Origin of the sequence: Streptomyces sp. NPDC001848 (assembly GCF_042891915.1) — a bacterium.
In the GTDB taxonomy this organism is placed as follows: domain Bacteria; phylum Actinomycetota; class Actinomycetes; order Streptomycetales; family Streptomycetaceae; genus Streptomyces.
In genome coordinates this window covers 25099-46750 of sequence record NZ_JBIATP010000005.1, presented here as the reverse complement: position 1 = coordinate 46750, position 21652 = coordinate 25099, and the positions used below count along the sequence as shown (strand labels likewise).

At 72.3% G+C, this 21652-nt stretch carries 19 protein-coding genes and 1 pseudogene; 13 read left to right on the top strand and 7 right to left on the bottom strand.

What is annotated here, in order from left to right:
• The first annotated feature begins 110 nt into the window (after positions 1-110).
• From ACFYZJ_RS11475 to ACFYZJ_RS11445, 7 genes are all read left to right on the top strand, one after another.
• Positions 111-788 carry a FadR/GntR family transcriptional regulator gene (locus tag ACFYZJ_RS11475; RefSeq protein WP_388566638.1) on the top strand — a complete coding sequence of 226 codons (678 nt, stop codon included), beginning with the start codon at positions 111-113 and terminating at the stop codon, positions 786-788.
• Complete coding sequence (locus ACFYZJ_RS11470) at positions 785-2227, top strand: amino acid permease (RefSeq protein ID WP_388565704.1); 1443 nt, start codon at positions 785-787, stop codon at positions 2225-2227. The genes ACFYZJ_RS11475 and ACFYZJ_RS11470 overlap by 4 nt, the downstream gene beginning before the upstream one ends.
• Before the next feature lie 11 nt (positions 2228-2238).
• Positions 2239-3312 (top strand): asparaginase, encoded by a 1074-nt coding sequence (locus ACFYZJ_RS11465; protein ID WP_388566636.1) that lies wholly within the window; start codon positions 2239-2241, stop codon positions 3310-3312.
• Complete coding sequence (gene aspA, locus ACFYZJ_RS11460) at positions 3309-4721, top strand: aspartate ammonia-lyase (protein ID WP_388565702.1); 1413 nt, start codon at positions 3309-3311, stop codon at positions 4719-4721. The genes ACFYZJ_RS11465 and aspA overlap by 4 nt, the downstream gene beginning before the upstream one ends.
• A gap of 172 nt (positions 4722-4893) precedes the next feature.
• Positions 4894-5817, top strand: coding sequence for a glutaminase (locus ACFYZJ_RS11455; protein ID WP_388565700.1), 924 nt, complete (start codon positions 4894-4896; stop codon positions 5815-5817).
• A 122-nt stretch (positions 5818-5939) separates the two neighbouring features.
• Positions 5940-7490, top strand: a complete 1551-nt coding sequence (mptB, locus tag ACFYZJ_RS11450) for a polyprenol phosphomannose-dependent alpha 1,6 mannosyltransferase MptB (RefSeq protein WP_388565697.1) — start codon at positions 5940-5942, stop codon at positions 7488-7490.
• Entirely contained in the window at positions 7487-8854 is a 1368-nt protein-coding gene (locus tag ACFYZJ_RS11445; RefSeq protein WP_388565694.1) for a glycosyltransferase 87 family protein, read from the top strand. Before mptB ends, ACFYZJ_RS11445 begins: the two co-directional genes overlap by 4 nt.
• A gap of 86 nt (positions 8855-8940) precedes the next feature.
• On the opposite strand, the pseudogene ACFYZJ_RS11440 reads toward ACFYZJ_RS11445, so the two are convergent.
• From ACFYZJ_RS11440 to ACFYZJ_RS11430, 3 genes and pseudogenes are all read right to left on the bottom strand, one after another.
• Positions 8941-9765 (bottom strand): annotated as a pseudogene (locus tag ACFYZJ_RS11440) (D-alanyl-D-alanine carboxypeptidase family protein); the annotation flags it as partial.
• Between the two features lie 121 nt (positions 9766-9886).
• Entirely contained in the window at positions 9887-11023 is a 1137-nt protein-coding gene (gene rho, locus ACFYZJ_RS11435) for a transcription termination factor Rho (protein ID WP_388565691.1), read from the bottom strand.
• A 349-nt stretch (positions 11024-11372) separates the two neighbouring features.
• Positions 11373-12035, bottom strand: a complete 663-nt coding sequence (locus tag ACFYZJ_RS11430; RefSeq protein ID WP_388565688.1) for a protein-L-isoaspartate(D-aspartate) O-methyltransferase — start codon at positions 12033-12035, stop codon at positions 11373-11375.
• Positions 12036-12113: 78 nt separating this feature from the next.
• Between ACFYZJ_RS11430 and ACFYZJ_RS11425 the strand changes: the two genes are divergently transcribed.
• Complete coding sequence (locus tag ACFYZJ_RS11425) at positions 12114-12839, top strand: class I SAM-dependent methyltransferase (protein WP_388565686.1); 726 nt, start codon at positions 12114-12116, stop codon at positions 12837-12839.
• Between the two features lie 24 nt (positions 12840-12863).
• Here the strand turns inward: ACFYZJ_RS11425 and ACFYZJ_RS11420 are convergent, their stop codons facing one another.
• Positions 12864-13829, bottom strand: coding sequence for an acetylxylan esterase (locus ACFYZJ_RS11420; RefSeq protein ID WP_388565684.1), 966 nt, complete (start codon positions 13827-13829; stop codon positions 12864-12866).
• Between the two features lie 100 nt (positions 13830-13929).
• On the bottom strand, positions 13930-14514 hold the full coding sequence (locus ACFYZJ_RS11415; protein ID WP_388565682.1) for a hypothetical protein: 585 nt from the start codon (positions 14512-14514) through the stop codon (positions 13930-13932).
• 392 nt (positions 14515-14906) lie between these two features.
• Here ACFYZJ_RS11415 and ACFYZJ_RS11410 point away from each other — a divergent pair, with 392 nt between their 5' ends.
• Entirely contained in the window at positions 14907-15833 is a 927-nt protein-coding gene (locus ACFYZJ_RS11410) for an NADP-dependent oxidoreductase (protein ID WP_388565680.1), read from the top strand.
• Positions 15830-16543: a GNAT family N-acetyltransferase gene (locus tag ACFYZJ_RS11405; protein WP_388565677.1), complete on the top strand. Its 714-nt coding sequence runs from the start codon at positions 15830-15832 to the stop codon at positions 16541-16543. The genes ACFYZJ_RS11410 and ACFYZJ_RS11405 overlap by 4 nt, the downstream gene beginning before the upstream one ends.
• A gap of 71 nt (positions 16544-16614) precedes the next feature.
• Here ACFYZJ_RS11405 and ACFYZJ_RS11400 read toward each other — a convergent pair whose 3' ends face one another.
• Positions 16615-17034 carry a MarR family winged helix-turn-helix transcriptional regulator gene (locus ACFYZJ_RS11400; protein ID WP_388566633.1) on the bottom strand — a complete coding sequence of 140 codons (420 nt, stop codon included), beginning with the start codon at positions 17032-17034 and terminating at the stop codon, positions 16615-16617.
• Positions 17035-17383: 349 nt separating this feature from the next.
• Here ACFYZJ_RS11400 and ACFYZJ_RS11395 point away from each other — a divergent pair, with 349 nt between their 5' ends.
• Entirely contained in the window at positions 17384-18160 is a 777-nt protein-coding gene (locus ACFYZJ_RS11395; protein WP_388565675.1) for a putative protein N(5)-glutamine methyltransferase, read from the top strand.
• On the opposite strand, the gene ACFYZJ_RS11390 is transcribed toward ACFYZJ_RS11395, so the two are convergent.
• The gene (locus ACFYZJ_RS11390; protein ID WP_388566631.1) at positions 18157-18978 is read right to left on the bottom strand and encodes an alpha/beta fold hydrolase; all 822 of its coding nucleotides are present in this window, start codon (positions 18976-18978) and stop codon (positions 18157-18159) included. The two genes, ACFYZJ_RS11395 and ACFYZJ_RS11390, sit on opposite strands and share 4 nt — an antisense overlap.
• A gap of 112 nt (positions 18979-19090) precedes the next feature.
• Between ACFYZJ_RS11390 and ACFYZJ_RS11385 the strand changes: the two genes are divergently transcribed.
• Entirely contained in the window at positions 19091-19513 is a 423-nt protein-coding gene (locus ACFYZJ_RS11385; protein WP_388566628.1) for a MarR family winged helix-turn-helix transcriptional regulator, read from the top strand.
• A gap of 101 nt (positions 19514-19614) precedes the next feature.
• Positions 19615-21630, top strand: a complete 2016-nt coding sequence (locus ACFYZJ_RS11380) for an FAD-dependent oxidoreductase (RefSeq protein ID WP_388565672.1) — start codon at positions 19615-19617, stop codon at positions 21628-21630.
• Positions 21631-21652 lie beyond the last annotated feature (22 nt).

Here is a 21652-nt window from a genome sequence, read left to right as displayed (position 1 = left end):
GTTTCCTTACTCCGCCCCTTGACAGTCCCGTCCCGTTCCCCGGAGGATCAACCCCCGTGAACCTGTCAGACAGCCAGACAGGTGGCCGGGGGCCGCGGCGCGTCAGCGCGATGGAAGCGGTCCTCACCCACCTTCGCGGCGCCATCGAGCGCGGCGAGTACGCGATCGGTGACAAGCTCCCCTCCGAGGCCGAGCTGTGCCGGACCCTCGAGGTCAGCCGCCCCGTACTGCGCGAGGCCCTGCGGGCCCTGCAGACCATGGGGCTGACCGTGTCCCGGACCGGCAAGGGCACCTTCGTCGTCGCCAACACCGTCGAGGACCCGACCTTCGGCGACTACGCGGCCAGCGACCTGCTGGAGGTGCGCCGCCACATCGAGATCCCGGTCGCCGGGTACGCGGCACTGCGCCGCACCCCGGAGAACCTGGACCACCTGGCCCATCTGCTGGACCGGATGGAGCGGGAGACGGACACCACCGCGTGGGTCGCGATGGACACCCTCTTCCACCTCGCCGTCGCCGAGGCCGCCCAGAACCCGGTCTTCCGCCGGGTCATCGAGGAGATCCGTGACGCACTGGCGCGTCAGTCGGCCTTCCTCAACGAGCTGGGCGGCCGGCGCGAGCAGTCCAACCGGGAGCACCGGGCGATCGTCGAGGCGCTGACGGACGGTTCCGAAGACGACGCGGTGGCGGCCATGGCCCACCACCTCGACCGCGTCGAGACGACCCTCACCGACATCCTGCGCCCCGGGCGCACGGATCTCCCCACGGAAGGCGGACCAGAGGCGTGAGCGAACAGCACCTCAAAGAAGAGACGCGCCCATCGTCCGGTCACGTCGATGCCGGAGACGCGGGCTACAGCAAGTCCCTGAAGTCCCGGCACGTCAACATGATCGCCATCGGCGGCGCCATCGGCACCGGCCTCTTCCTCGGTGCCGGCGGCCGCCTGGCCGACGCCGGCCCCTCCCTCTTCGTCGCCTACGCCGTCTGCGGCGTCTTCGCCTTCCTGGTGGTGCGCGCGCTCGGCGAACTGGTCCTGTACCGGCCCTCGTCCGGCGCCTTCGTGTCGTACGCCCGTGAGTTCCTGGGCGAGAAGGGCGCGTACACCGCGGGCTGGATGTACTTCCTCAACTGGGCGACCACCGGTATCGCCGACATCACCGCCGTGGCCACCTACACCCACTACTGGGGCATGTTCTCCGACATCCCGCAGTGGGTGATCGCGCTCATAGCCCTGGCCGTGGTGCTCACCGTGAACCTCATCTCGGTGAAGATCTTCGGCGAACTGGAGTTCTGGTTCGCCATCGTCAAGGTCGGCGCGCTCGTGGTCTTCATGGCGATCGCCATATTCCTGCTGGTCACCCAGCACAAGGTCGACGGCAACAGCCCCGGGCCGTCCCTGATCACCGACCACGGCGGTGTCTTCCCCCACGGTGTGCTGCCGATGCTGCTGATCATCCAGGGCGTCGTCTTCGCCTACGCCTCCGTCGAACTGGTCGGCGTCGCCGCGGGCGAGACCGAGAACCCCGAGAAGATCATGCCGAAGGCGATCAACTCCATCATGTGGCGCGTCGGCCTGTTCTACGTCGGCTCCGTCGTCCTGCTGTCGATGCTGCTGCCCTGGAACATGTACTCCGCGGGCGAGAGCCCCTTCGTGACGGTCCTGTCCCACATCGGCGTCCCGGCGGCCGGCGGCGTGATGAACCTCGTCGTCCTCACCGCGGCCATGTCCTCGCTCAACTCCGGCCTGTACTCGACCGGCCGCATCCTGCGCTCCATGGCGATGTCCGGCTCGGCGCCGAAGTTCACCGGCGTGATGAGCCGCAGTCAGGTCCCCTACGGCGGCATCCTGCTCACCAGCGGGATCTGCGTCCTCGGTGTCGGCCTCAACTTCGTGGTCCCGGCGGACGCCTTCGAGATCGTGCTGAACTTCGCGGCGATCGGCATCCTCTCCACCTGGGGCATGATCATGCTCTGTCACCTGCTCTTCTGGCGGAAGACGCAGCGGGGCGAGCTGTCCCGCCCCGGCTACCGCCTGCCCGGCTCCCCGTGGACCGAGATCGTCACGCTCGGCTTCCTCGCCTCCGTGTTCGTCCTGATGTACGCCGACGGCGGCGCGGGCCGCACCACCGTGCTGTGCCTGCCGCTGATCGTCGCCGCCCTCGTCGCCGGCTGGTACGGCGTCCGTGGGCGGGTCGGCCGCAGTAAATCCCCCAAGGTGAATGTGTGAACCACGCAGTGTTGTACGGAAGTCCGGTGGCCGAGGCCCCTGTGATCCGGGAGCCCCTGCACGCACCGGTCGCCCACCTCGTCCGAGGTGGCGTCATGGAAGGCATCCACTACGGCTCGGTCGTCGTCCTCGGCGCCGACGGCACGGTGGAGCTCCAACTCGGTGACATCGAGGCCGCCTTCTACCCGCGCTCGGCGCTCAAGCCCGTGCAGGCGGTGGCCATGGTGCGCGCCGGGCTTCCGCTCGAGGGGGAGCTGCTGTCGCTGACCGCGGCCAGCCACTCCGGCGAGGAGCGGCACCTGGCCGGCACCCGGCGGATCCTGGAGCTGGCCGGTGTCACCGAGGACGACCTCGGCAACGTCCCGGACCTGCCGTACGACCCGGTCGTCCGCGACGACTGGATCCGTGAGGGACGCCTGCCGTCCCGGATCGCCCAGAACTGCTCCGGCAAGCACGCGGCCATGCTGTACACCTGCAAGCTCAACGACTGGCCGCTGGAGGGTTACCTCGACCCGGGCCACCCCCTCCAGCAGGCCATCGCCGAGATCGTCGAGGACCTCACCGGCCAGGCGATCGCCCGGGTGACCGTCGACGGCTGCGGCGCGCCCCTGTTCTCCATATCGCTGCACGGGCTCGCCCGCGCCGCCGCCCGCATCACCACCGCGCCGGCCGGCACCCCCGAGGCGCGCGTGGCGGACGCCATGCGCGAGCACGCCGAGATGGCGTCCGGCTCCGGGCGCGACGTCGCCGCGCTGATGCGGGCCGTGCCCGGGCTGCTCGCCAAGGACGGCTTCGAGGGCGTCCAGGTCGCCGCGCTGCCGGACGGCCGTGCCGTCGCCGTGAAGATCGCCGACGGGGCGAACCGGGCACGGATCCCGGTCGCCGCCGCTGCCCTCGCCCGCGCCGGCGTCGACCCGGCGGCGCTCACCGAGTTCGCGGGCGAGCCGCTGCTCGGCGGCGGCGAACCGGTCGGCAGCGTCCGGCCGGTCCGCGCGCTCGACCCTCTCACCACCCCCAGACCTGCGCCTGACCGACTCGTCCAGCTCGATTCGTCCACCTCCGAAAGAGGGCCCGCACAGCCATGACCGCCGCAGCCCACCGCAGCGAACACGACCTGCTCGGCCACCGCGACGTACCCGCCGAGGCGTACTGGGGGATCCACACCCTGCGCGCCAAGGAGAACTTCCCCATCACGGGGACGCCGATCTCCGCCTACCCGCACCTGATCGACGCCCTCGCCGCCGTGAAGGAGGCCGCCGCCCTCGCCAACGAGGAACTCGGCCTGCTGGAGCCCAAGAAGGCCGCCGCCATCGTCGAGGCCTGCCGCGAGATCCGCGACGGCAAGCTGCACGACCAGTTCGTGGTCGACGTCATCCAGGGCGGCGCGGGCACCTCGACCAACATGAACGCCAACGAGGTCGTCGCCAACCGGGCGCTGGAACTGCTGGGGTACGCCAAGGGCGAGTACCGGCACCTGCACCCCAACGAGGACGTCAACCTCGGCCAGTCCACCAACGACGTCTACCCGACCGCCGTCAAGATCGCGACGGTGTACGCCGTACGCGGGCTGCTCAAGGCGATGGCCGTGCTCCAGGACGCCTTCGCCCGCAAGGCCGTCGAGTTCCGCGACGTGCTGAAGATGGGCCGCACCCAGCTCCAGGACGCGGTGCCGATGACCCTCGGGCAGGAGTTCTCGGCGTACGCGGTCATGCTGGACGAGGACCGCAGCCGGCTCGCGGAGGCGGTGGAGCTGATCCACGAGATCAACCTGGGCGCCACGGCGATCGGCACCGGCCTCAACGCCCCTGCCGGCTACGCCGAGTCGGCGCGCCGCCACCTCGCGGAGATCACCGGCCTCCCGCTGGTGACCGCCGCCAACCTGGTCGAGGCCACCCAGGACTGCGGTGCCTTCGTGCAGATGTCCGGTGTGCTCAAGCGGATCGCGGTCAAGCTCTCCAAGAGCTGCAACGACCTGCGCCTGCTCTCCTCCGGTCCGCGCGCAGGGCTGAACGAGATCAACCTGCCGCCGGTGCAGGCCGGTTCGAGCATCATGCCCGGCAAGGTCAACCCGGTCATCCCCGAGGTCGTCAACCAGGTCGCCTTCGAGGTGATCGGCAACGACGTCACCATCACCATGGCCGCCGAGGCCGGTCAGCTCCAGCTCAACGCCTTCGAGCCGGTCATCCTGCACTCCCTCTCCGAGAGCATCACGCACCTGGAGCGCGCCTGCCTGACCCTGGCCGAGCGGTGCGTCGCCGGTATCACGGCCAACGAGAAGGTGCTGCGGGCGGCGGTGGAGAACTCCATCGGCCTGGTCACCGCCCTCAACCCCTACATCGGCTACGAGGCGGCCACCGACATCGCCAAGGAGGCCCTCGCCACCGGGCGCGGTGTCGCCGAACTCGTCCTGGAGAAGGGCCTGTTGCCGGCCGAGCGGCTCCAGGCGCTGCTGCGGCCCGAAGTGGTGGCGGGCAGCGGCTCCCCGGAGGTCTGACCTCCCGATGAGCAGGCCTCCCCGATGAGCAGGGAGAACACCCCCTGGGGCGGTGGCCGTCGGCTGCCGCCCCGCCGGGTGGAGCAGCCCCCACCGCGTCATAGGATCCTCCGCATGATCACGAGGTACGTCAGGTGAGCGGTCCGTCCCGGGGGGCGGCACGATGGTGACCATGGCCCCGTCGCTGAACTTCCAGCCCGTGCTGGAACGTATCGCCGAAGAGATGGAGCAGCGCCCCGGCCGCGGCCGGGCCGCCGACTACATACCGGCGCTCGCCGCCCTGGACCCGCGCCGCTTCGGCATGGCCGTCGCCGAACTGGACGGCACGGTGTACGGGGTGGGGGAGTGGCGGCAGCCGTTCTCCACCCAGTCCATCACCAAGGTCTTCACGCTCGCCCTCGACCTCGCCCGCGAGGGTGACGCGCTGTGGGAGCACGTGGGCCGGGAGCCGTCCGGCAACCCGTTCAACTCCCTCGTCCAGCTGGAGTACGAGAGCGGCATCCCGCGCAATCCGTTCATCAACGCGGGCGCCCTCGTCGTCACCGACCGGCTGCACACCCGTACGGGTGACACGGCCGGCACCCTGCTCGACTTCCTGCGCGCCGAGAGCGGCAACCCCGACCTCTCCTTCGACGAGGAGGTCTGCGCCTCCGAGGCCGCGCACGGCGACCGCAACGCCGCCCTCGCGCATTTCATGGCGTCCTACGGCAACATCGGCAACCCCGTGCCGGTGCTGCTCGAACAGTACTTCCGGCAGTGCTCCCTCACCGCGTCCTGCGCCGACCTCGCCCTCGCCACCGGCTTCCTGGCTCGTCACGGCATCCGCGCCGACGGCACCCGGTTGCTGACCCGCAGCCAGGCCAAGCAGGTCAACGCGGTGATGCTGACCTGCGGCACGTACGACGCGGCGGGCGACTTCGCCTACCGGGTCGGCCTGCCCGGCAAGAGCGGCGTCGGCGGCGGCATCATCGCCGTCGTGCCGGGCCGCTGCACGCTGTGCGTGTGGAGCCCGGGCCTCGACGAGCGCGGCAACTCCGTCGCGGGCGTCGCGGCACTCGACCGCTTCACCACACTGACGGGGCTGTCCGTGTTCTGACCGGGACCTCCCCGCGTCCGTGCGCGCGCCGATCACACGGCGGTCACATGCAGGCCGCCCCCGTGAGAGGCGGACGTCGCTTCCCGGCCACCCGGTGTTGACACGCTTCCCGAGTGTTGGCCATGGCTTTTCCCGTCGATCTCCGCCGCTGCCAGGCGCTCGGTCTGGCCGGTACCGCCTTTCTCGCACTGGGCGGTGAGACCGCCGGGGCCCTGCCGGTCGAGGATCTGGTCTCCCCCGAGTCCGGGCGCGCAGCGCTCGGGCTGGTGGGCGTGTACTTCGGCGTCGTCCTGCTGATCGCCGCCTGGGCCGGGCTCGGCCGGGTGATCCGAGGGCCCGAACCGCCGACGCCGCGGGCCCTCCTGCTCGTCCTCGCCACCTGGGCGGCGCCGCTGCTCCTGGCCCCGCCGCTGTTCAGCCGGGACGTCTACAGCTATCTCGCCCAGGGCGCCATGGTCCACGCCCACCTCGACGTCTACGCCTACGGGCCCGCCCAGCTCGGCGGCCCACTGGCGGACGAGGTGGCTCCGGTGTGGCGGGACACCGCGGCCCCCTACGGACCGGTCTTCCTCGTCGTCGCCTCCGCGCTGTCCGGACTGACCCGCGGTGAACTGCCGACCGGGCTGCTCGGCATGCGGCTGGTCGCGCTGCTCGGCGTGGCACTGATGGCGTTCGCACTGCCGCGGCTCGCGCGGCACTGCGGCGCCGACCCGGCCGCCGCACTGTGGCTCGGCGCCCTCAACCCGCTCGTCCTGCTGCACCTGGTCGCCGGCGCCCACAACGACGCCCTCATGCTCGGACTGCTCGGCATGGGGCTGCTAGGGACTGTCCGGAGTTCCTCCGCGGCGTCGCGACGCCCGGCACGCACGCTCGCCGCATCGGCCGAACGCCCGAGTAGCTCCGCTACCAGGGCATTCGTCCGGCACGCCGATCGCACGCACCGAACGCCGCTCCTTTTCCCGCGGAGCTCCAGACAGTCCCCGGCCGCCCGCGGCCGGTCGCACGTCCTCGGCGTCGTCCTGGTCACGCTCGCCGCTCTGGTCAAGGCCCCCGCCGCGCTCGGCCTGCTCGCCGTGATCGCGCTGCGCCGGCACGTCGGCGTCGTCCGGGCGACGGTGACGACCACACTGGTCGCGCTCGCCACCACCGTCGCGGCCACCGCCGTCGCCGGCACCGGATACGGCTGGATAGCGGCCCTGAAGACACCTGTCTCCCCGCACAACTGGTCACCCACCAGCGTCCTCGGCCGGGCCACGGGCCGACTGCTCGACGGTCTCGGCAGCGACCTCGCGCCGCTCGCGGAACCGGCCTGGCACGCGGTCGGCGTCGCCGCGACCGCCATCACCGTGCTGGTCATCTGGGTGAAGCTGCGGCCCGCCCCGGTCTACGCGCTCGGCCTGAGCCTCGCCGTCGTCGCCGTCCTCGGCCCGGCCATCCGCCCCTGGTATGCCCTGTGGGGACTGTTCCTCATCGCCGCCGCGGCGCCCAGCGCCTCCGTACGCCACCGGGTGGCCGCCGCCACCGCCGTCCTCGCGCTCGCCGTGCTGCCGAGCGGCGGACCGCCCGACCTGGCCCAGGTGGTGCTGGCCGTCTCCGGCGGCATGCTCGCCGTGGTCGTGCTGTGGCAGGCCCACCAGGCGGACCGGGCACCGGTGCTGGGACGGACCGCGTGAGACTGCCCCGCACCGAGAAGGGACGGCTCGCCCTCGTCCTCGGCCTCGCCGCCGCCGTGACCGTCTTCACCGTCACCGTGCCGCTGCTGCGCGGCTGGTTCGACCTGCGCGTCTACTACGGGACCGTGGACGCCTGGATGCACCACGGCGGCCGGATCTACGACTACCGGGTGCCGGGCACCACGTACGGTTTCACCTATCCGCCGTTCGCCGCGCTGTGCATGCTGCCGATGGCGTTCGTCGGCCTGCACACGGCGATCGCGCTCGCCCTGCTGCTCAACCTGGCGGCCCTCGCCGCCGTGGTGTGGATCCTCATCGGCCGGAAGCTGGCCCGCTACGGCTGGTTCGGCTGGGGCCTGGCCGCCTGCGCGCTGGCCTTGTTCGAACCCGTCCGGGACACCTTCAGCTTCGGGCAGGTCAACCTCCTGCTGCTGGCCCTGGTGCTCGCCGACGCCTGGCTGCTGTCCACCGGGCGCGGGCGCTGGGCGGGGGCCGGTATCGGACTCGCGGCGGCCGTCAAGCTCACCCCCGCGGTCTTCATCGGTCTGCTGCTGCTCGCCCGCAGATGGCGGGCCGCCGCCGTGGCCGCCGCCCTCGCGGGGGCCGCCACCGTGCTCGCCGCGTGGGTGGTGCCGGACGCGTCGCGTTTCTACTGGACGCGCGCCGTGTGGGACACCACCCGGGTCGGCCGCCTCGACTACGTCTCCAACCAGTCCCTGCAGGGCGTCCTCGCCCGGCTCGCCGCGCCCGACGAGCCGAGCCGGGCCGCCTGGGCGCTGGTCGTCGTCCTGGTGCTCGGGGTCTGGGCGTGGCGCACGCACCGCGCGCTGCGATCCGGTGACTGGCGGGCCGCCTTCGCCCTCACCGGGCTCACCGCCTGCCTGGTCTCCCCGATCACCTGGGTGCACCATCTGGTGTGGCTGCTGCCGTCGTTCGCGGTGCTGGCGCACGCACGCCGGCCGCGGACCGCCGCCGCCCTGTACGCGGTGCTGTGCACCAGCGTGGTGTGGCTGTGGTTCGACGACGCGTCCGGGATCGACGGCTTCCTCGGCAGCAACACCTACACATGGATCACCCTCGGCCTGCTGCTCGGGCTGCCGGTCGGTCAGTCGCGCTTCGGTCGCCTGCCCAGCAGCCGCAGCGCCAGCGCGACCGTCGCGCCCGTACCCAGACCGACGGCGCCCGCGAGCGTCCCCGCCCCCGGCCAGTCGGACGGGTCGTCCTCCTTGCGGGGCGTCGCCGTCGGCAGCGCGGTGCGACCGGACTGCGCCCCGCGCGACCTCTCGGGCAGCAGCGAGCCGACCGGCGTGACCCGCCCGGCGGCGGCGAAGCCCCAGTCGAGCAGCGAGCGGGCCTCCTCGTAGACCGCGAGGCCGCCGCCCTCCTGAGGGTGCATCACCGTCACCACGAGGGTGCGCCCGCCGTGGCGGGCCGCGGCCACGAGGGTGTTGCCCGCGTTGCTGGTGTAGCCGTTCTTGATGCCGATCAGGCCCGGGTAGCGTTCGACGCCGTCGGCGCCCGTCAGCAGCCGGTTGGTGTTGCGGATCCCGTACGAGGTGCCGTCGCCGGGGAACGTCGACTCCCTCAGGGAGCAGTACCGGGCGAAGTCCGGATTCCGCAGTCCGGCGCGCCCGAACACCGCCAGGTCGTACGCCGACGACACCTGCCCGGGGGCGTCGTACCCGTCCGGCGAGACCACCTGCGTGTCGAAGGCGCCCAGTTGCCGGGCCTTGGCCTGCATCCGGCGGACCGTGGTCTCCACACCGCCGTTGAGCGCGGCCAGCACATGCACCGCGTCGTTGCCGGAGTGCAGGAAGACCCCCTTCCACAGGTCGCTCACCCGGTACGTGAGCCCCTCTTTGACCCCGACGAGGCTGCTGCCGGGCCCGACGTCCGCCAGCTCCCGCTCCGTGACGGTGTGCCGGGTGTCGGCGGGCAGCGCCGGCAGCACCGTGAGCGCGAACAGCGTCTTGAGGGTGCTCGCGGGTGGCAGCGGACGGTGCGCGTCGTGCGCGGCGAGCACGTCACCGGTGTCGGCGTCGGCCACCAGCCACGACAGCGCGGACACATACGGCACCTCGGGCGCTCCCGCGCGCGGCCGCACCTGGGTTCCGGGCCCGTACAGGAGCGAGGGCTGCGATGCGGTGGGCCGGGGAGTGCCGGAGTCGGAGCCGCCCGTGCCGGCGGCGGCGGGGAGCGGCGCGAGGACCGACAGGCCGGCCGCGCCGAGAGCGCAGCAGGAGACGAGGGCGCGAGAGGAGAATCCGATGCTCATACCGGACACCGTAGGAATGGTGAGGGCGCGTCCGCCCGGTCGGAGTGAGCCGAGTGGGGGCATCGTGCACCCGGATGCCTGACGCCGGGGCGTGATCGGCCGGAGGGATCAGCCGGTCGGATCAGCCGGCCGGCAGCGTCGGCTGGACCTGGCGCAGAAAGGCCGCGTTGTCGGGCGTCGCCCGCATCCGCTCCAGCAGGGTCTCCACGGCGGGCTGCCCCGGTGTCCGCAGGGCGCGCCGCAGTCCCCGTACGGCCGCCAACTCGACCGAAGACAGCAGGAGTTCCTCACGCCGGGTGCCGGACGCGGGGATGTCGACGGCCGGGTGGATCCGGCGGGCGGCCAGAGCACCGTCGAGGCGCAGCTCCATGTTCCCGGTGCTCTTCAGCTCCTCGAAGAAGAACTCGTCGGCCCGGGAGCCGGTCTCCACCAGGGCGGTGGCCAGGATGGTGAGCGAGCCGCCCTCCTCGGCCAGACGGGCGGCACCGAAGAAGCGCTTCGGGCCCTGCAGGGCGGATGCGTCGACACCGCCGCTGAGGATGCGGCCACCGGCGGCGGCCGCGTTGTTGTGCGCCCGGCACAGCCGGGTCAGCGAGTCCAGCAGGACGACGACGTCCTGGCCCTGCTCGACCAGCCGCTTGGCGCGCTCGACGACCAGTTCGGCGAGCGCGAGGTGCTGCTTCGGCGTCCGGTCGAACGTGGAGGCGTACACCTCACCCCGGACCGAGCGCCGCATGTCGGTGACCTCCTCGGGCCGCTCGTCGAGCAGTACCACCATCAGGTGGCACTCGGGGTGGTTGCCGGCGACAGCCGCGGCGATCTGCTGCAGCAGCACGGTCTTGCCGGTCTTGGGCGGGGCCACGATCAGCCCGCGCTGCCCCTTGCCGACGGGCGCGAGGAGGTCCATGACGCGTCCGCCCAGGCCCGACGCCGGGTGCTCGAGCCGCAGCCGCTCGCGCGGATGCAGCGGGGTGAGGTCGCGGAAGTGGGGACGGCCGCGCAGTTCCTCGGGGGTGCGGCCGTTGACGAACTCCACCTCGGTGAGGGAGCGCCCGGTACGGGTGCCGACGAGGGTGTCACCCTTGCGCAGGCCGTGACGGCGGATCAGGGCGGGGGAGACCGGGAGGTCGGCGGGCGAGGCCAGGCAGCTCTCGGCACGCAGGTGACCCTTCCCGCCGGCGTCGACGTCGAGGACACCGGTGACGGTCTGGGGCGTTCGCTCCTGCTGGATCGGGGGGTGTTCGAGTGTGGTGGTCATGGACGGCCTTTCAGGAACGGAAGGAACGGAAGGAACGGAAGGAACGGAAGGAACGGAAGGAACGGAAGGAAGGAGGAGGGGAAGGGGACAGCGTCCGGGAGGCGGCATGATCACGCCTCGCCGCAGCGGGGAACGGCACCTCGGGTATGGCGAACGGGGGAAACCGCACTGCCTGACGAGGTGGTGTCGGAAAGCCGGTGCGCCGGTCGGGAACGACGGGCGGGACGGCGAACGGAGAGAAACAGGCACCGGCACCCCGGACGACGGGGCGTACACAAGTGCTCACCGCACTGTAGCACCAGGCGGCTCTGCTGGGGAGAACACGCACGGGACGCGGTCTGTTCCAGCCTCAGGTGGAATCCCTGTCGTCCTGCGGAAAGCCGTACCGGCCGAGCAGCCGGACGAAGCAGGCAGCGGTCACGATCCGCCACTGCCGCAGTCCGGACGCGGTGCGCACGAAGCAGACCACCTGTTCGTGCCCGCCCGGCCCGACCGGCTGCACGAGACGGCCGGACGGCCGCAGCTGCGCGACCAGCGGCTCGGGGACCTCCGGAAACGCGGCCGACACGATCACCGCGTCGTACGGCGCGCGCTCCGGCACGCCGCCGCTGCCGTCACCGACCCGCAGCTCCACGTTCCGCACGCCCTGCACGGCCAGGTTGCCGCGCGCCTGCCGGGCGATGTCCGGCCGCATCTCGACGCTGACCACGTCGCCGGCCAGCCGGGCGAGCAGCGCGGTCTGGAAGCCGAGACCGGTACCGACCTCGAGGACGTGCTCGCTTCCGTCCAGCTCAAGGCTCTCGATCATCGCGGCGGACAGCGACGGCTGTGTGGTGACCTGTCCCTGCCCGATCGGAACGGGGACGTCCCGGTAGGCCGCGGCCGCCTGAGCGGCGGGGACGAACCGGGCGCGGGGCGTGGTCCGCACGGCCTCCAGCAGCCGCTCGTCCCGGATGCCGACGGCTCTGAGTGCCCGCACCAGATCTTCGGGGCTGCTGGGTACCGAGTGCACGGCCGGCTCACCTCACTCTCACTGCCAGCCTAGACAGAACCCTCGGGTGCCATGGAGCGACCGGCGTAAGCTGAGCCGATGTTCTCCCCGCACGGTCCCACCCTTCGCGAGTTGACCGTCCAGGCGCTGTCGTCGGTCGAGCGCGGCTACGACCTGCTCGCGCCCAAGTTCGACCACACTCCCTTCCGGACGCCCGACACGGTCCTCGACGCCGTCCAAGGGGAGCTGAAGGGAATGGGGCCCTTCGCGCACGGGCTCGACCTGTGCTGCGGTACGGGCGCGGGGACCGAGGTGCTGCGCACGGTGTGCCGCGAGAGCGTCACCGGCGTCGACTTCAGCGCGGGCATGCTGGCCGTCGCACGCGCACGGGTGCGGTCCGACGGACCGCCGCACGTCGCCTGGGTGCGCGGTGACGCCCGCGCCCTGCCCTTCGGTCCCGTCTTCGATTTGGCGGTCAGCTTCGGCGCGTTCGGGCACTTCCTGCCGCGCGAACTGCCCGGCCTGTTCGCCGAGGTGCACTCCGTGCTGCGGCCCGGCGGACGGTTCGTGTTCCCGATCGGCGCCCCGCCGTCCCCGTCCTCGCCCTGGTACTGGGCGCTGCTCGGCTTCGACACCGGGATGCGGGTACGGAACGCCGTGTGGCGGCCGCCGTTCGTGATGTACTACCGGACGTTCCGCTTCGGCGACGTCCGGCGCGAGCTGACCCGGGCCGGATTCACCGTGGAGCACCGGGCGCTCACGGACTTCGGCCACCGGCCCGACGGCAGCCCGCGCTGCCGGCTCATCGTGGCCACCCGGACCTGACCGGACCCGGGCGCACCTCGGCGGTCAGACACGGGCCGGCAGCCAGCGCAGCTGGACCGCCTCCTGATGGGAGCCGCCGCCCTCGTGGTCGTTGAAGTCGTACACCTCGATCGTCTTGTCCTGGTGCGCCCACGCGTTGAACGCGGCGAACACCGTCGACGGCGGACACGTCTGGTCCTCCAGGGCGGCCGAGAACAGCGCGGGCGCCCGGCCGCGTGCGGCGAAGTGCACGCCGTCGAAGTACGACAGTGTGCGCATCACCTGCTCGGTGCGGCCGCGGTGCGTCTTGAGCCAGCTGCCGATCTCCCGGTACGGATGGCGGTCCGTGAGCGTCGTCGCGCGCGGGAAGTCGCACAGGAACGGCACGTCCGGTGCGACGGCCACCAGGTCCGGTACGAGACCGCCGACCGCGATGGTGATGCCGCCGCCCTGGCTGCCGCCGACGGCCGCGGTGCGGGAGGCGTCGGTCAGCGGATGCGCGCGGGCCGCCTCCACGGCGCGCACCCCGTCCGTGAACACCCGCCGGTAGTAGTAGCTTTCCGGGTCCTCGATCCCGCGCGTCATGAACCCGGGGAAGGACGGCCCGCTGCCCACCGGGTCCGGCGTCTCACCGCCGCCCCAGCCGCTGCCCTGCCCCCGCGTGTCCATCACGAAGTGCGCGAAACCCGCCGACGCCCACAGCAGGTGCTCATGGGGAAGGGCGCGCCCGCCGCCGTAGCCGGCGAACTCCACGACCGTCGGCAGCGGACCCTCCAGGGAGACCGGCACGGTCAGCCAGCCCTTCACCGGGTGGCCGCCGAACCCGGCGAACGTCACGTCGTACACCTGGACCGTCCTCAGCCCCGTCTCCACGGGCTCGAAACGGGCGTCCAGGTCGTGCTCGCGGGCCTCCTGCAGTGTCTTCGTCCAGAACGCGTCGAAGTCCGCGGGCTCGACGGACTGGCTGCGGTACTCGCGGAGTTCGTCCACCGGCAGGTCGAACAGGGCCATGAAGGACCACCTTTGACGTCGGGTGCGGACGATCACACCGTACGGTGGCCGTCACGCACCCGCCAGACCTTCACCGACCTCCTGGTCGGCCCGCCGCGCGTCAGGCCGTCCGACGCCCCCACTCCGGCCCGGTGCGGGCCCACTCGGCCTCCCACTCCGCCATGCGGTGCCGCTCGGCGACCCGCCTGATCACGGCGCGGGCCAGGAGCACCGTCCCGGCCATGCCGCCCGCGGCCCACACACCCGCCGTCAGGGCGTGCTGCCACACCGCGCCGTCACTCGGCGGCGGAGCGGCCCCGCGGTCCCTGGAGTCCAGCCACACCGGCACCCGGTCGCCGCTCCGCGAACCCGCGGGGACCTCGGCGATCGTGGTGAGCGTGCCCTTGCCCGGCTCGCCCCAGTGCACCTTCGCCGGGTACAGGGGCTGCTTCCCGCCCTGCGTGGCGGGCGCCGCTCCCGGGGCGTCCTCGGCGAGGACCGCGGTCACCTGATGGCGTTCGGCGCGCTGGACCACCTGCGTGGCATGCCCCTGGTCGTACGCCCGCCAGCCCACGGCCGTGCCGACGAGCGGCGCCCCGAGGCACAGCAGCACGGCGACGATCAGCGCCGTCCACGCCTCGACGACATCGCAACGGCGGCGCAGCGGATTGCGCTTCCAGCGCCAGCCGCGCACCCGGGTTCGCATCTCGACCTCCTTGCCGCCTGCCCCGCCGACGGGTCGCTGCGCGGCGGACGCTGCCACTCGACGCGTGGCCGGGGGTGCCTCCCGCGGCCCGGGGCAAGACCGTCCACGACGAACATGTCCTGGACGAAGCGGCTTGTGAAGCGGCTTTTGTGCCCATTCTCCCTCTCGGGCCAGGTTCCCGGACCTGTGCCCGGGAAACCTGGCCCGCCACCGCGGCGACCCCCCCGCGCACCGCTCCCCGGGACGCTCGCCGGGGCCGGTCATTGCAGGTGTATGAACTCTCCCCACGTCCGGGAATAGCCGCTCCGTGATCTTCCTTGCGCTGAAGTGGCCGGGACCGGTGGCTCCTGCGACGGGTGGTCCGGCGACAGCGAAGGAGAGTGAGGCAGGACATGCCCAAGGCGTACGCATACACCCGCTACGGCGGCCCCGAGACGGAGTCGTTCATCGACGCCGAGCGGCCGAGCCCGGGCCCCGGACAGCTCCTCGTCGCGGTGCGCGCGGCGGGCGTCAACCCGGTCGACTTCAAGCTGCGCTCGGGTCTACGGCGCCCCGGCGACACCGGCACCCCCGAGTTCCCCGTGGTGTTCGGCAGCGAGGCCGCCGGTATCGTCGAGGAGATTGGCGACGGCGTGACCGGTTTCGCCGTCGGGGACGCGGTCTTCGGCAACACCGTGACGGGCGGATACGCCGAGTACGCGCTGCTGCCCGCGGCGGTGACCGCGCACGTGCCCGGCGGCCTGTCCCTCACGGACGCCGCGGTCCTGCCGGTCGCCGCGGCCACCGCCTACGACGGCCTGCGCCAGCTCGGCCTGCCCGCCGGTGCGACCCTGCTGGTCACCGGCGCCGGTGGGGGAGTCGGCGTCGCCGCCGTGCAACTCGCCCGCGGCTTCGGGCTGCGCGTCATCGGCACGGCGAGCGAGGGCAAGAAGGACTTCGTCGAGCAGCTCGGCGCGGTCCACGTCCCCGCGGGACCGGATCTCGCCGCCAGGGTGCGCGCGGCAGCCCCGGACGGCGTCGACGGCGTCTACGACCTGGTCGGCGGCCAGGTGCTGGAGGAGGCGGCGACCCTGCTCGCCGACCGCTCGAAGCTGATCACCGCCGGAGCGCCCCCGGCGGACGTCGAGCGGCTGGGCGGCGCGCGGGTGCAGCGGGCGCGTACCGCCGCGGTACTCGACGAGGTGGCACGGCTGGTGGTGGCCGGCGACCTCGACCCGCACGTCACGCGGACGTTCCCGCTCGAACAGGCCGAACAGGCCCTGCGTCTGGTGGAGGACGGGCACGCCCGCGGCAAGGTCGTGATCGAGGTCGCCGCATGAGCGACCACGTGCTCGACAACCCGGCGCTCGCCTCGCTGACCGGCCCGCACGCCCACTTCGCGGAGCGCCGGGGCCGCGTCCTGCGCTACCCCGTCGACGTGTCGCCATGGGTGGGCCTGCCCGACGAGCCGGACGCCGACGACTGGGCGGACGTCGCCGCGCTCGCCGGGCCGGGCGCTGAGGTTCCGCTTGCCGGTTATTTCCGTGGGGCGGTACCGGACGGCTGGGAAATCGCCTTCGCTGTCGACGGTGTGCAGCTCGTCGACGACGGGATCGCCGCGGCCCCCGACCCGGAAGCCGTACGGCTCACCCCGGCCGACGTGCCCGAGATGCTGGACCTGGTGGCGCGCACCCGGCCCGGCCCGTTCCTGCCGCGCACCATCGAACTGGGCACCTACCTGGGCATCCGCCGGGGTGGAGCCCTGGTCGCCATGGCCGGCGAACGGCTGCACCCGCCCGGCTGGACCGAGATCAGCGCCGTGTGCACCGATCCCGCCTTCCGCGGTCAGGGCCTGGCCGGCCGGCTGGTCCTGGCGGTCGCGCACGGCATCCGCGAGCGTGGCGAGACCCCGTTCCTGCACACCGGCGCGGGGAACACCGGCGCCATACGCCTCTACGAGTCCCTCGGCTTCCGCCTGCGCCGCACGACGGAGTTCCTGGCGGCACGGGTCCCCGAGCGGCTGGGCGACGAGCAGGTGGTGGGGATCTGACAGCAGCGGTGTGGATCTGACAACAGGTTCAGGGGGTTCGCCGTCGGCGGACCCCTTCCCGTCACCGGCCGTCAGCGAGCCGCCGTGGCGGGCTGCCCGACCGGCGTGGCGGCGGCCGCCGCGTTGTAGCGCAGGAGGTAGGCCGCGAAGTGTTGCAGGTCCTCCTCCGGCCAGCCCGCGAGCCGCTCCCGGAACGCCTCCCGGCGGCTCTCCGTGACCTGGGCGAGGATCCGCGTGCCCGCCCCGGTCAACTGCAGCACCTGGACCCGGTGGTCGTCCGGATCCTGCCGCCGCTCGACCAGCCCTGCCCGCTCCAGCGCGGCCACCTGCCGGCTGACCGTGGACTTGTCCAGGGCGTAGTGCGCGGCCAGATCGGTCGCCCGGCAGCCACCGCTCTCCTCCAGGTGCCCGAGCAGCGTGTAGGAGACCAGGGACAGCTCCGGGTGCATACGTCCCGCCGAGGCCCGGGCGCGCCGGGCGAACACCGTCATCTCGCGCTGAATGGTCTCGACGGCGGCTGCCGCGGCGGACGCGGCGGTGGCACGCTCTGCCTGCACGGGACCTCCCTCGTCGCTCTAGTTGTAGAGTACAACTTGAGTGCGGGTGGACGTCTCCGTGGCCGAGGAGTGCTGGATGTCTCCGCGGCCGAGGGAGGCTTCCGCGAACGCCCCTCCTGCTAAGGTGTCCGTCCTGGCCGCGGACCGTCCCGGCCGGTGTGGCCGAGGAGGTGAGTCCCATCACCGCTGTGTCGGCTCGGGTGCTCTCCCACCTCAGGACGGCGCGGATCACCGCCGCCGGGTGAGGGCACCCTTCGCTCCCTCGGAAGGCTTTCCCGGCTCCATGCCACCACTGTCACGTTCCCACGTCGTCTCCGCGCTGCGTTCCGCCGGCTGTGTCTTCGCCGAGGACGAGGCGGAGTTGATCCTGGCCACCGCCCGCACCGCCGACGAGGCCGCCCGGATGGTCGACCGGCGCATCGCCGGGCATCCCCTCGAACACGTCCTGGGCTGGGCGGAGTTCCACGGCCTGCGCATCGCGGTGGAGCCGGGCGTCTTCGTGCCCCGCCGCCGCACCGAGTTCCTCCTCGAGCAGGCCCTCGCCGTCGGTCCCGGCGCCCGTCTCGTCGTGGACCTGTGCTGCGGCTCGGGCGCGGTCGGCGCGGCGCTGGCGGCCGGGCTCGACCGCCCCGAACTGCACGCCGCCGACATCGACCCGGCCGCCGTACGCTGCGCCCGCCGCAACGTCGCCGCGTACGGCGGCCGGGTCCACGAGGGCGACCTGTTCGCCGCCCTCCCGGTCGAACTGCGCGGCCGTGTCGACGTTCTGACCGCCAACGTCCCCTACGTCCCCACGGAGGAGGTCGCGCTGCTGCCGTCGGAGGCCCGCGACCACGAGCCCCTGACCGCTCTGGACGGCGGCTTCGACGGCCTGGAGGTGCTGCGCCGGGTCACCGCGGAGGCCTCCGCGTGGCTGGCCCCCGGCGGCCACCTGCTGGTCGAGGCGAGCGAACGCCAAGTCCCCTCCGCGCTCGAGGCGTTCACCCGCGGCAACCTCGACGTCCGGCTCGCCGTCTCGGCGGAGTTGTACGCGAACGTCCTGATCGGCACCCGCCGCTAGTCGGCCAACGAGTCCAGGAACTCCCGGACGATCGCGTCGAAGGCGTCGGGCCGCTCCATGTTGGGGTAGTGCGCGGTGCCTTCCACGGGCGTGGCCCGGCCGTGGGGGACGGTGCGTACCAGCCGCTCGGCCATGCGGATGTGGTCGGGTGAGTCGACACCGCCGTTGACGGCCAGCACGGGTACCTCGATCTTCGCCGCGCGGGCCCAGGTGTCGGTGAGGCGGACCCAGTGGTCCGGCTCGTCGCGGGTGTGCTTGGTGATCGTCGACCGGGCCATCTCCCGTACTCGCCGGTCGACTTCGGGGTCGACGTCCTCGACCGTGCGCTGCGGTCCGTACGTGAACCGTGCGAACGCGTCCACGAAGGTGTCGATGTCGCCTGCGCCGAGCGCCTGCCAGTACGCGGAGTTGGCGGCCTGCGTCCACGGGTCCCGGAAGTCGGGCTCACTCGTGCCGACGCCACTGACGACCAGGGCGCCGACGAGGTCGGGGTGTTCCAGGGCGGTGTCCACCGCGATCGCTCCGCCCATCGACAGCCCGACCAGGGTCGCGGGACCGGTGTCGAGGTGGCGCAGCAGCGCGGCGAGGTCGTCGGTGTGGCGGAACGGCCGGGTCGCGTTCGAGGACGCCCCGTGGCCCCGCGCGTCCGGGGCGATCACCCGGTGGGTCCGCGCGAACACCGGGATCTGGTCCTCCCACATCCGGTGGTCGAGGAAGCCGCCGTGCAGCAGCACCAGCGGCGCCCCCGCACCCACGTCGCGATACACCAGCCGGCCGTCGTCGGTTTCGAAGCTCTTGAGTGTCTCCACCGTGTCCATCATGACAACCAAGGTGTCAACTTATCGAGAGTTTGACAACCTAGGTGTCATAATTGGCGGTGTGACCGAACAGAACGCGCCACTCGCCCCGGATGCCCTCGCCCCCCGTCTCATGGAGGTCTTCGCCCTGGTGGGCCCGCTGTACCGGCGGGTGCAGAGCAAGGTGGAGCAGGCCGAGGCGATCGAGGGCGTCTCCGTCGGCGTACGCGCCGTTCTCGCGCTGCTGTGCGGCCACGGGCCCATGACCGTCCCGCAGATGGGGCGCGCTCAGGCGCTCAGCAGGCAGTTCGTGCAGCGGATGGTCAACGAGGCGGCGGCGCGCGGGCTGGTCGAGAGCATCCCGAACCCCGCCCACAAGCGCTCTTCGTTGTTCCGGCTCACCGACGAGGGGCAAGCGGTGATCGACGCCGTCACCGCCCGCGAGTACGCCCTGCTGCGGCAGGTGCGCGGCGACCTCACCGAGGCCGATCTGCAGGCGTGTCTGCGCGTGCTGACCCGGATGCTCGACCTCTTCGGCGACGTGGACGTGGACTGAGGCGGCTGTCCCGAAAAGGCTCTCCCGCCTTGTGCAACTAGTTGCATAAACCTCCGGCCGTCGTCTACAACAGACGCACGACACGCCGCACGGAGGGCCCCATGAGCCGCTACCCCCACCTGCTGACCCCGCTCGACCTGGGCTTCACCACGCTGCCCAACCGCGTGCTCATGGGTTCCATGCACGTGGGCCTGGAGGAGGCCGAGCACGGCTTCGACCGCATGGCCGCGTTCTACGCCGAGCGGGCGCGCGGGGGAGTGGGACTCATCGTCACCGGCGGTATCGCGCCCAACGAGGCCGGACGCCCCTACGAGGGCGGCGCCAAGCTCACCACCGAGGCGGAGGCCGAACAGCACCGCGTCATCACCGACGCCGTGCACCGCGAGGGCGGACGGATCGCGATGCAGATCCTCCACTTCGGCCGCTACGCCTACCACCAGGACCTCGTCGCGCCCAGCGCCCTCCAGGCGCCGATCAGCCCGTTCGTCCCGCACGCCCTCACCGACACCGAGGTCGAGCAGACCATCGACGACTACGCGCGCGCCGCCCGCCTGGCCCGGGAAGCCGGGTACGACGGCGTGGAGATCATGGGCTCCGAGGGCTACCTGATCAACGAGTTCATCGCGGCGGGCACCAACCGGCGCACCGACCGCTGGGGCGGCTCCTACGAGAACCGGACGCGCTTCCCGGTCGAGATCGTGCGCCGCGTCCGCGAGGCGGTCGGCGAGGACTTCATCGTCGTCTACCGGCTGTCCATGCTGGACCTCGTCCCCGGCGGCTCCTCCCTGGAGGAGGTCGTCACGCTCGCCAAGGCGGTCGAGGCCGCCGGAGCGACGATCATCAACACCGGTATCGGCTGGCACGAGGCCCGTATCCCCACCATCGCCACCTCCGTGCCGCGCGGCGCGTACGCCTGGGTCACCAAGAAGGTCATGGGGGCCGTCTCGGTACCGCTGGTGACGACCAACCGCATCAACACCCCGGAGCTGGCCGATCAGTTGATCGCCGAAGGGTACGCCGACATGGTGTCCATGGCCCGCCCGATGCTGGCCGACCCGGACTTCGTCGCCAAGGCCGCGGCCGGGCGGCCCGAGACCATCAACACCTGCATCGGCTGCAACCAGGCCTGCCTCGACCACACCTTCAGCGGGCAGATCACGTCCTGCCTGGTCAACCCGCGCGCCTGCCACGAGACCGAACTCGTCCTCGCCCCGACCCGGCTGCGCAAGCGCGTCGCCGTCGTCGGCGCCGGTCCCGCCGGACTGGCCTGCGCCGTCTCCGCCGCCGAGCGCGGCCACGACGTCACGCTCTACGACGCCGCGGGCGAGATCGGCGGCCAGCTCAACGTGGCCCGCAAGGTGCCGGGCAAGCAGGAGTTCGACGAGACCCTGCGCTACTTCAGCACCCAGCTCGACCTGCACGGGGTGGACGTCCGGTTGAACACCCCTGTCGCCGCCGGCGACCTCACCGGATACGACGAGATCGTCGTGGCGACCGGTGTCACCCCCCGCACCCCCGACATCCCCGGCATCGACCACCCCCGGGTCCTCGGCTACCTCGACGTACTGCGGGACGGCGCGCCCGTCGGTGACCGTGTCGCGATCCTCGGCGCGGGCGGCATCGGGTTCGACGTGGCCGAGTACCTCACCGACGGCGGCGACAAGGCGAGCGAGGACCCGGCGACGTACTTCCGCCACTGGGGCGTCGACATGGACTACCGCGCTCCCGGCGGTCTCGCCGCCCCCGAGCGGCCCGCCCCGCCGCGCACCGTCCACCTCCTGCAGCGCAAGACCTCCAAGGTCGGCGCCGGGCTCGGCAAGACCACCGGCTGGATCCATCGCACCGAGCTGAAGCACCGGGGCGTGACCATGGTGCCGGGCGTCGGCTACGACCGGATCGACGACGCCGGGCTGCACATCACCGTGGACGGGGAGAGCCGCGTCCTCGAGGTCGACACGATCGTGCTGTGCACCGGGCAGGAGCCGCGCCGCGACCTGTACGAGGAACTGCTCGCCGCGGGCCGCACCCCGCACCTCATCGGCGGCGCCGACGTGGCGGCCGAGCTGGACGCCAAGCGCGCCATCAAGCAGGGCACCGAGCTGGCGGCGGCGCTGTAGGCGCCGGGAGCCGTCCCCGGGA

Bases quoted from the DNA above. Each gene is read 5' to 3' on its own strand.
- ACFYZJ_RS11475 (WP_388566638.1), top strand. From the start codon at position 111: ATGGAAGCGGTCCTCACCCACCTTCGCGGCGCCATCGAGCGCGGCGAG.
- aspA (WP_388565702.1), top strand. From the start codon at position 3,309: ATGACCGCCGCAGCCCACCGCAGCGAACACGACCTGCTCGGCCACCGC.
- ACFYZJ_RS11455 (WP_388565700.1), top strand. From the start codon at position 4,894: ATGGCCCCGTCGCTGAACTTCCAGCCCGTGCTGGAACGTATCGCCGAA.
- mptB (WP_388565697.1), top strand. From the start codon at position 5,940: ATGGCTTTTCCCGTCGATCTCCGCCGCTGCCAGGCGCTCGGTCTGGCC.
- rho (WP_388565691.1), bottom strand. From the start codon at position 11,023: ATGACCACCACACTCGAACACCCCCCGATCCAGCAGGAGCGAACGCCC.
- ACFYZJ_RS11425 (WP_388565686.1), top strand. From the start codon at position 12,114: ATGTTCTCCCCGCACGGTCCCACCCTTCGCGAGTTGACCGTCCAGGCG.
- ACFYZJ_RS11420 (WP_388565684.1), bottom strand. From the start codon at position 13,829: ATGGCCCTGTTCGACCTGCCGGTGGACGAACTCCGCGAGTACCGCAGC.
- ACFYZJ_RS11415 (WP_388565682.1), bottom strand. From the start codon at position 14,514: ATGCGAACCCGGGTGCGCGGCTGGCGCTGGAAGCGCAATCCGCTGCGC.
- ACFYZJ_RS11410 (WP_388565680.1), top strand. From the start codon at position 14,907: ATGCCCAAGGCGTACGCATACACCCGCTACGGCGGCCCCGAGACGGAG.
- ACFYZJ_RS11405 (WP_388565677.1), top strand. From the start codon at position 15,830: ATGAGCGACCACGTGCTCGACAACCCGGCGCTCGCCTCGCTGACCGGC.
- ACFYZJ_RS11400 (WP_388566633.1), bottom strand. From the start codon at position 17,034: ATGACGGTGTTCGCCCGGCGCGCCCGGGCCTCGGCGGGACGTATGCAC.
- ACFYZJ_RS11395 (WP_388565675.1), top strand. From the start codon at position 17,384: ATGCCACCACTGTCACGTTCCCACGTCGTCTCCGCGCTGCGTTCCGCC.
- ACFYZJ_RS11390 (WP_388566631.1), bottom strand. From the start codon at position 18,978: ATGGACACGGTGGAGACACTCAAGAGCTTCGAAACCGACGACGGCCGG.
- ACFYZJ_RS11385 (WP_388566628.1), top strand. From the start codon at position 19,091: ATGGAGGTCTTCGCCCTGGTGGGCCCGCTGTACCGGCGGGTGCAGAGC.
- ACFYZJ_RS11380 (WP_388565672.1), top strand. From the start codon at position 19,615: ATGAGCCGCTACCCCCACCTGCTGACCCCGCTCGACCTGGGCTTCACC.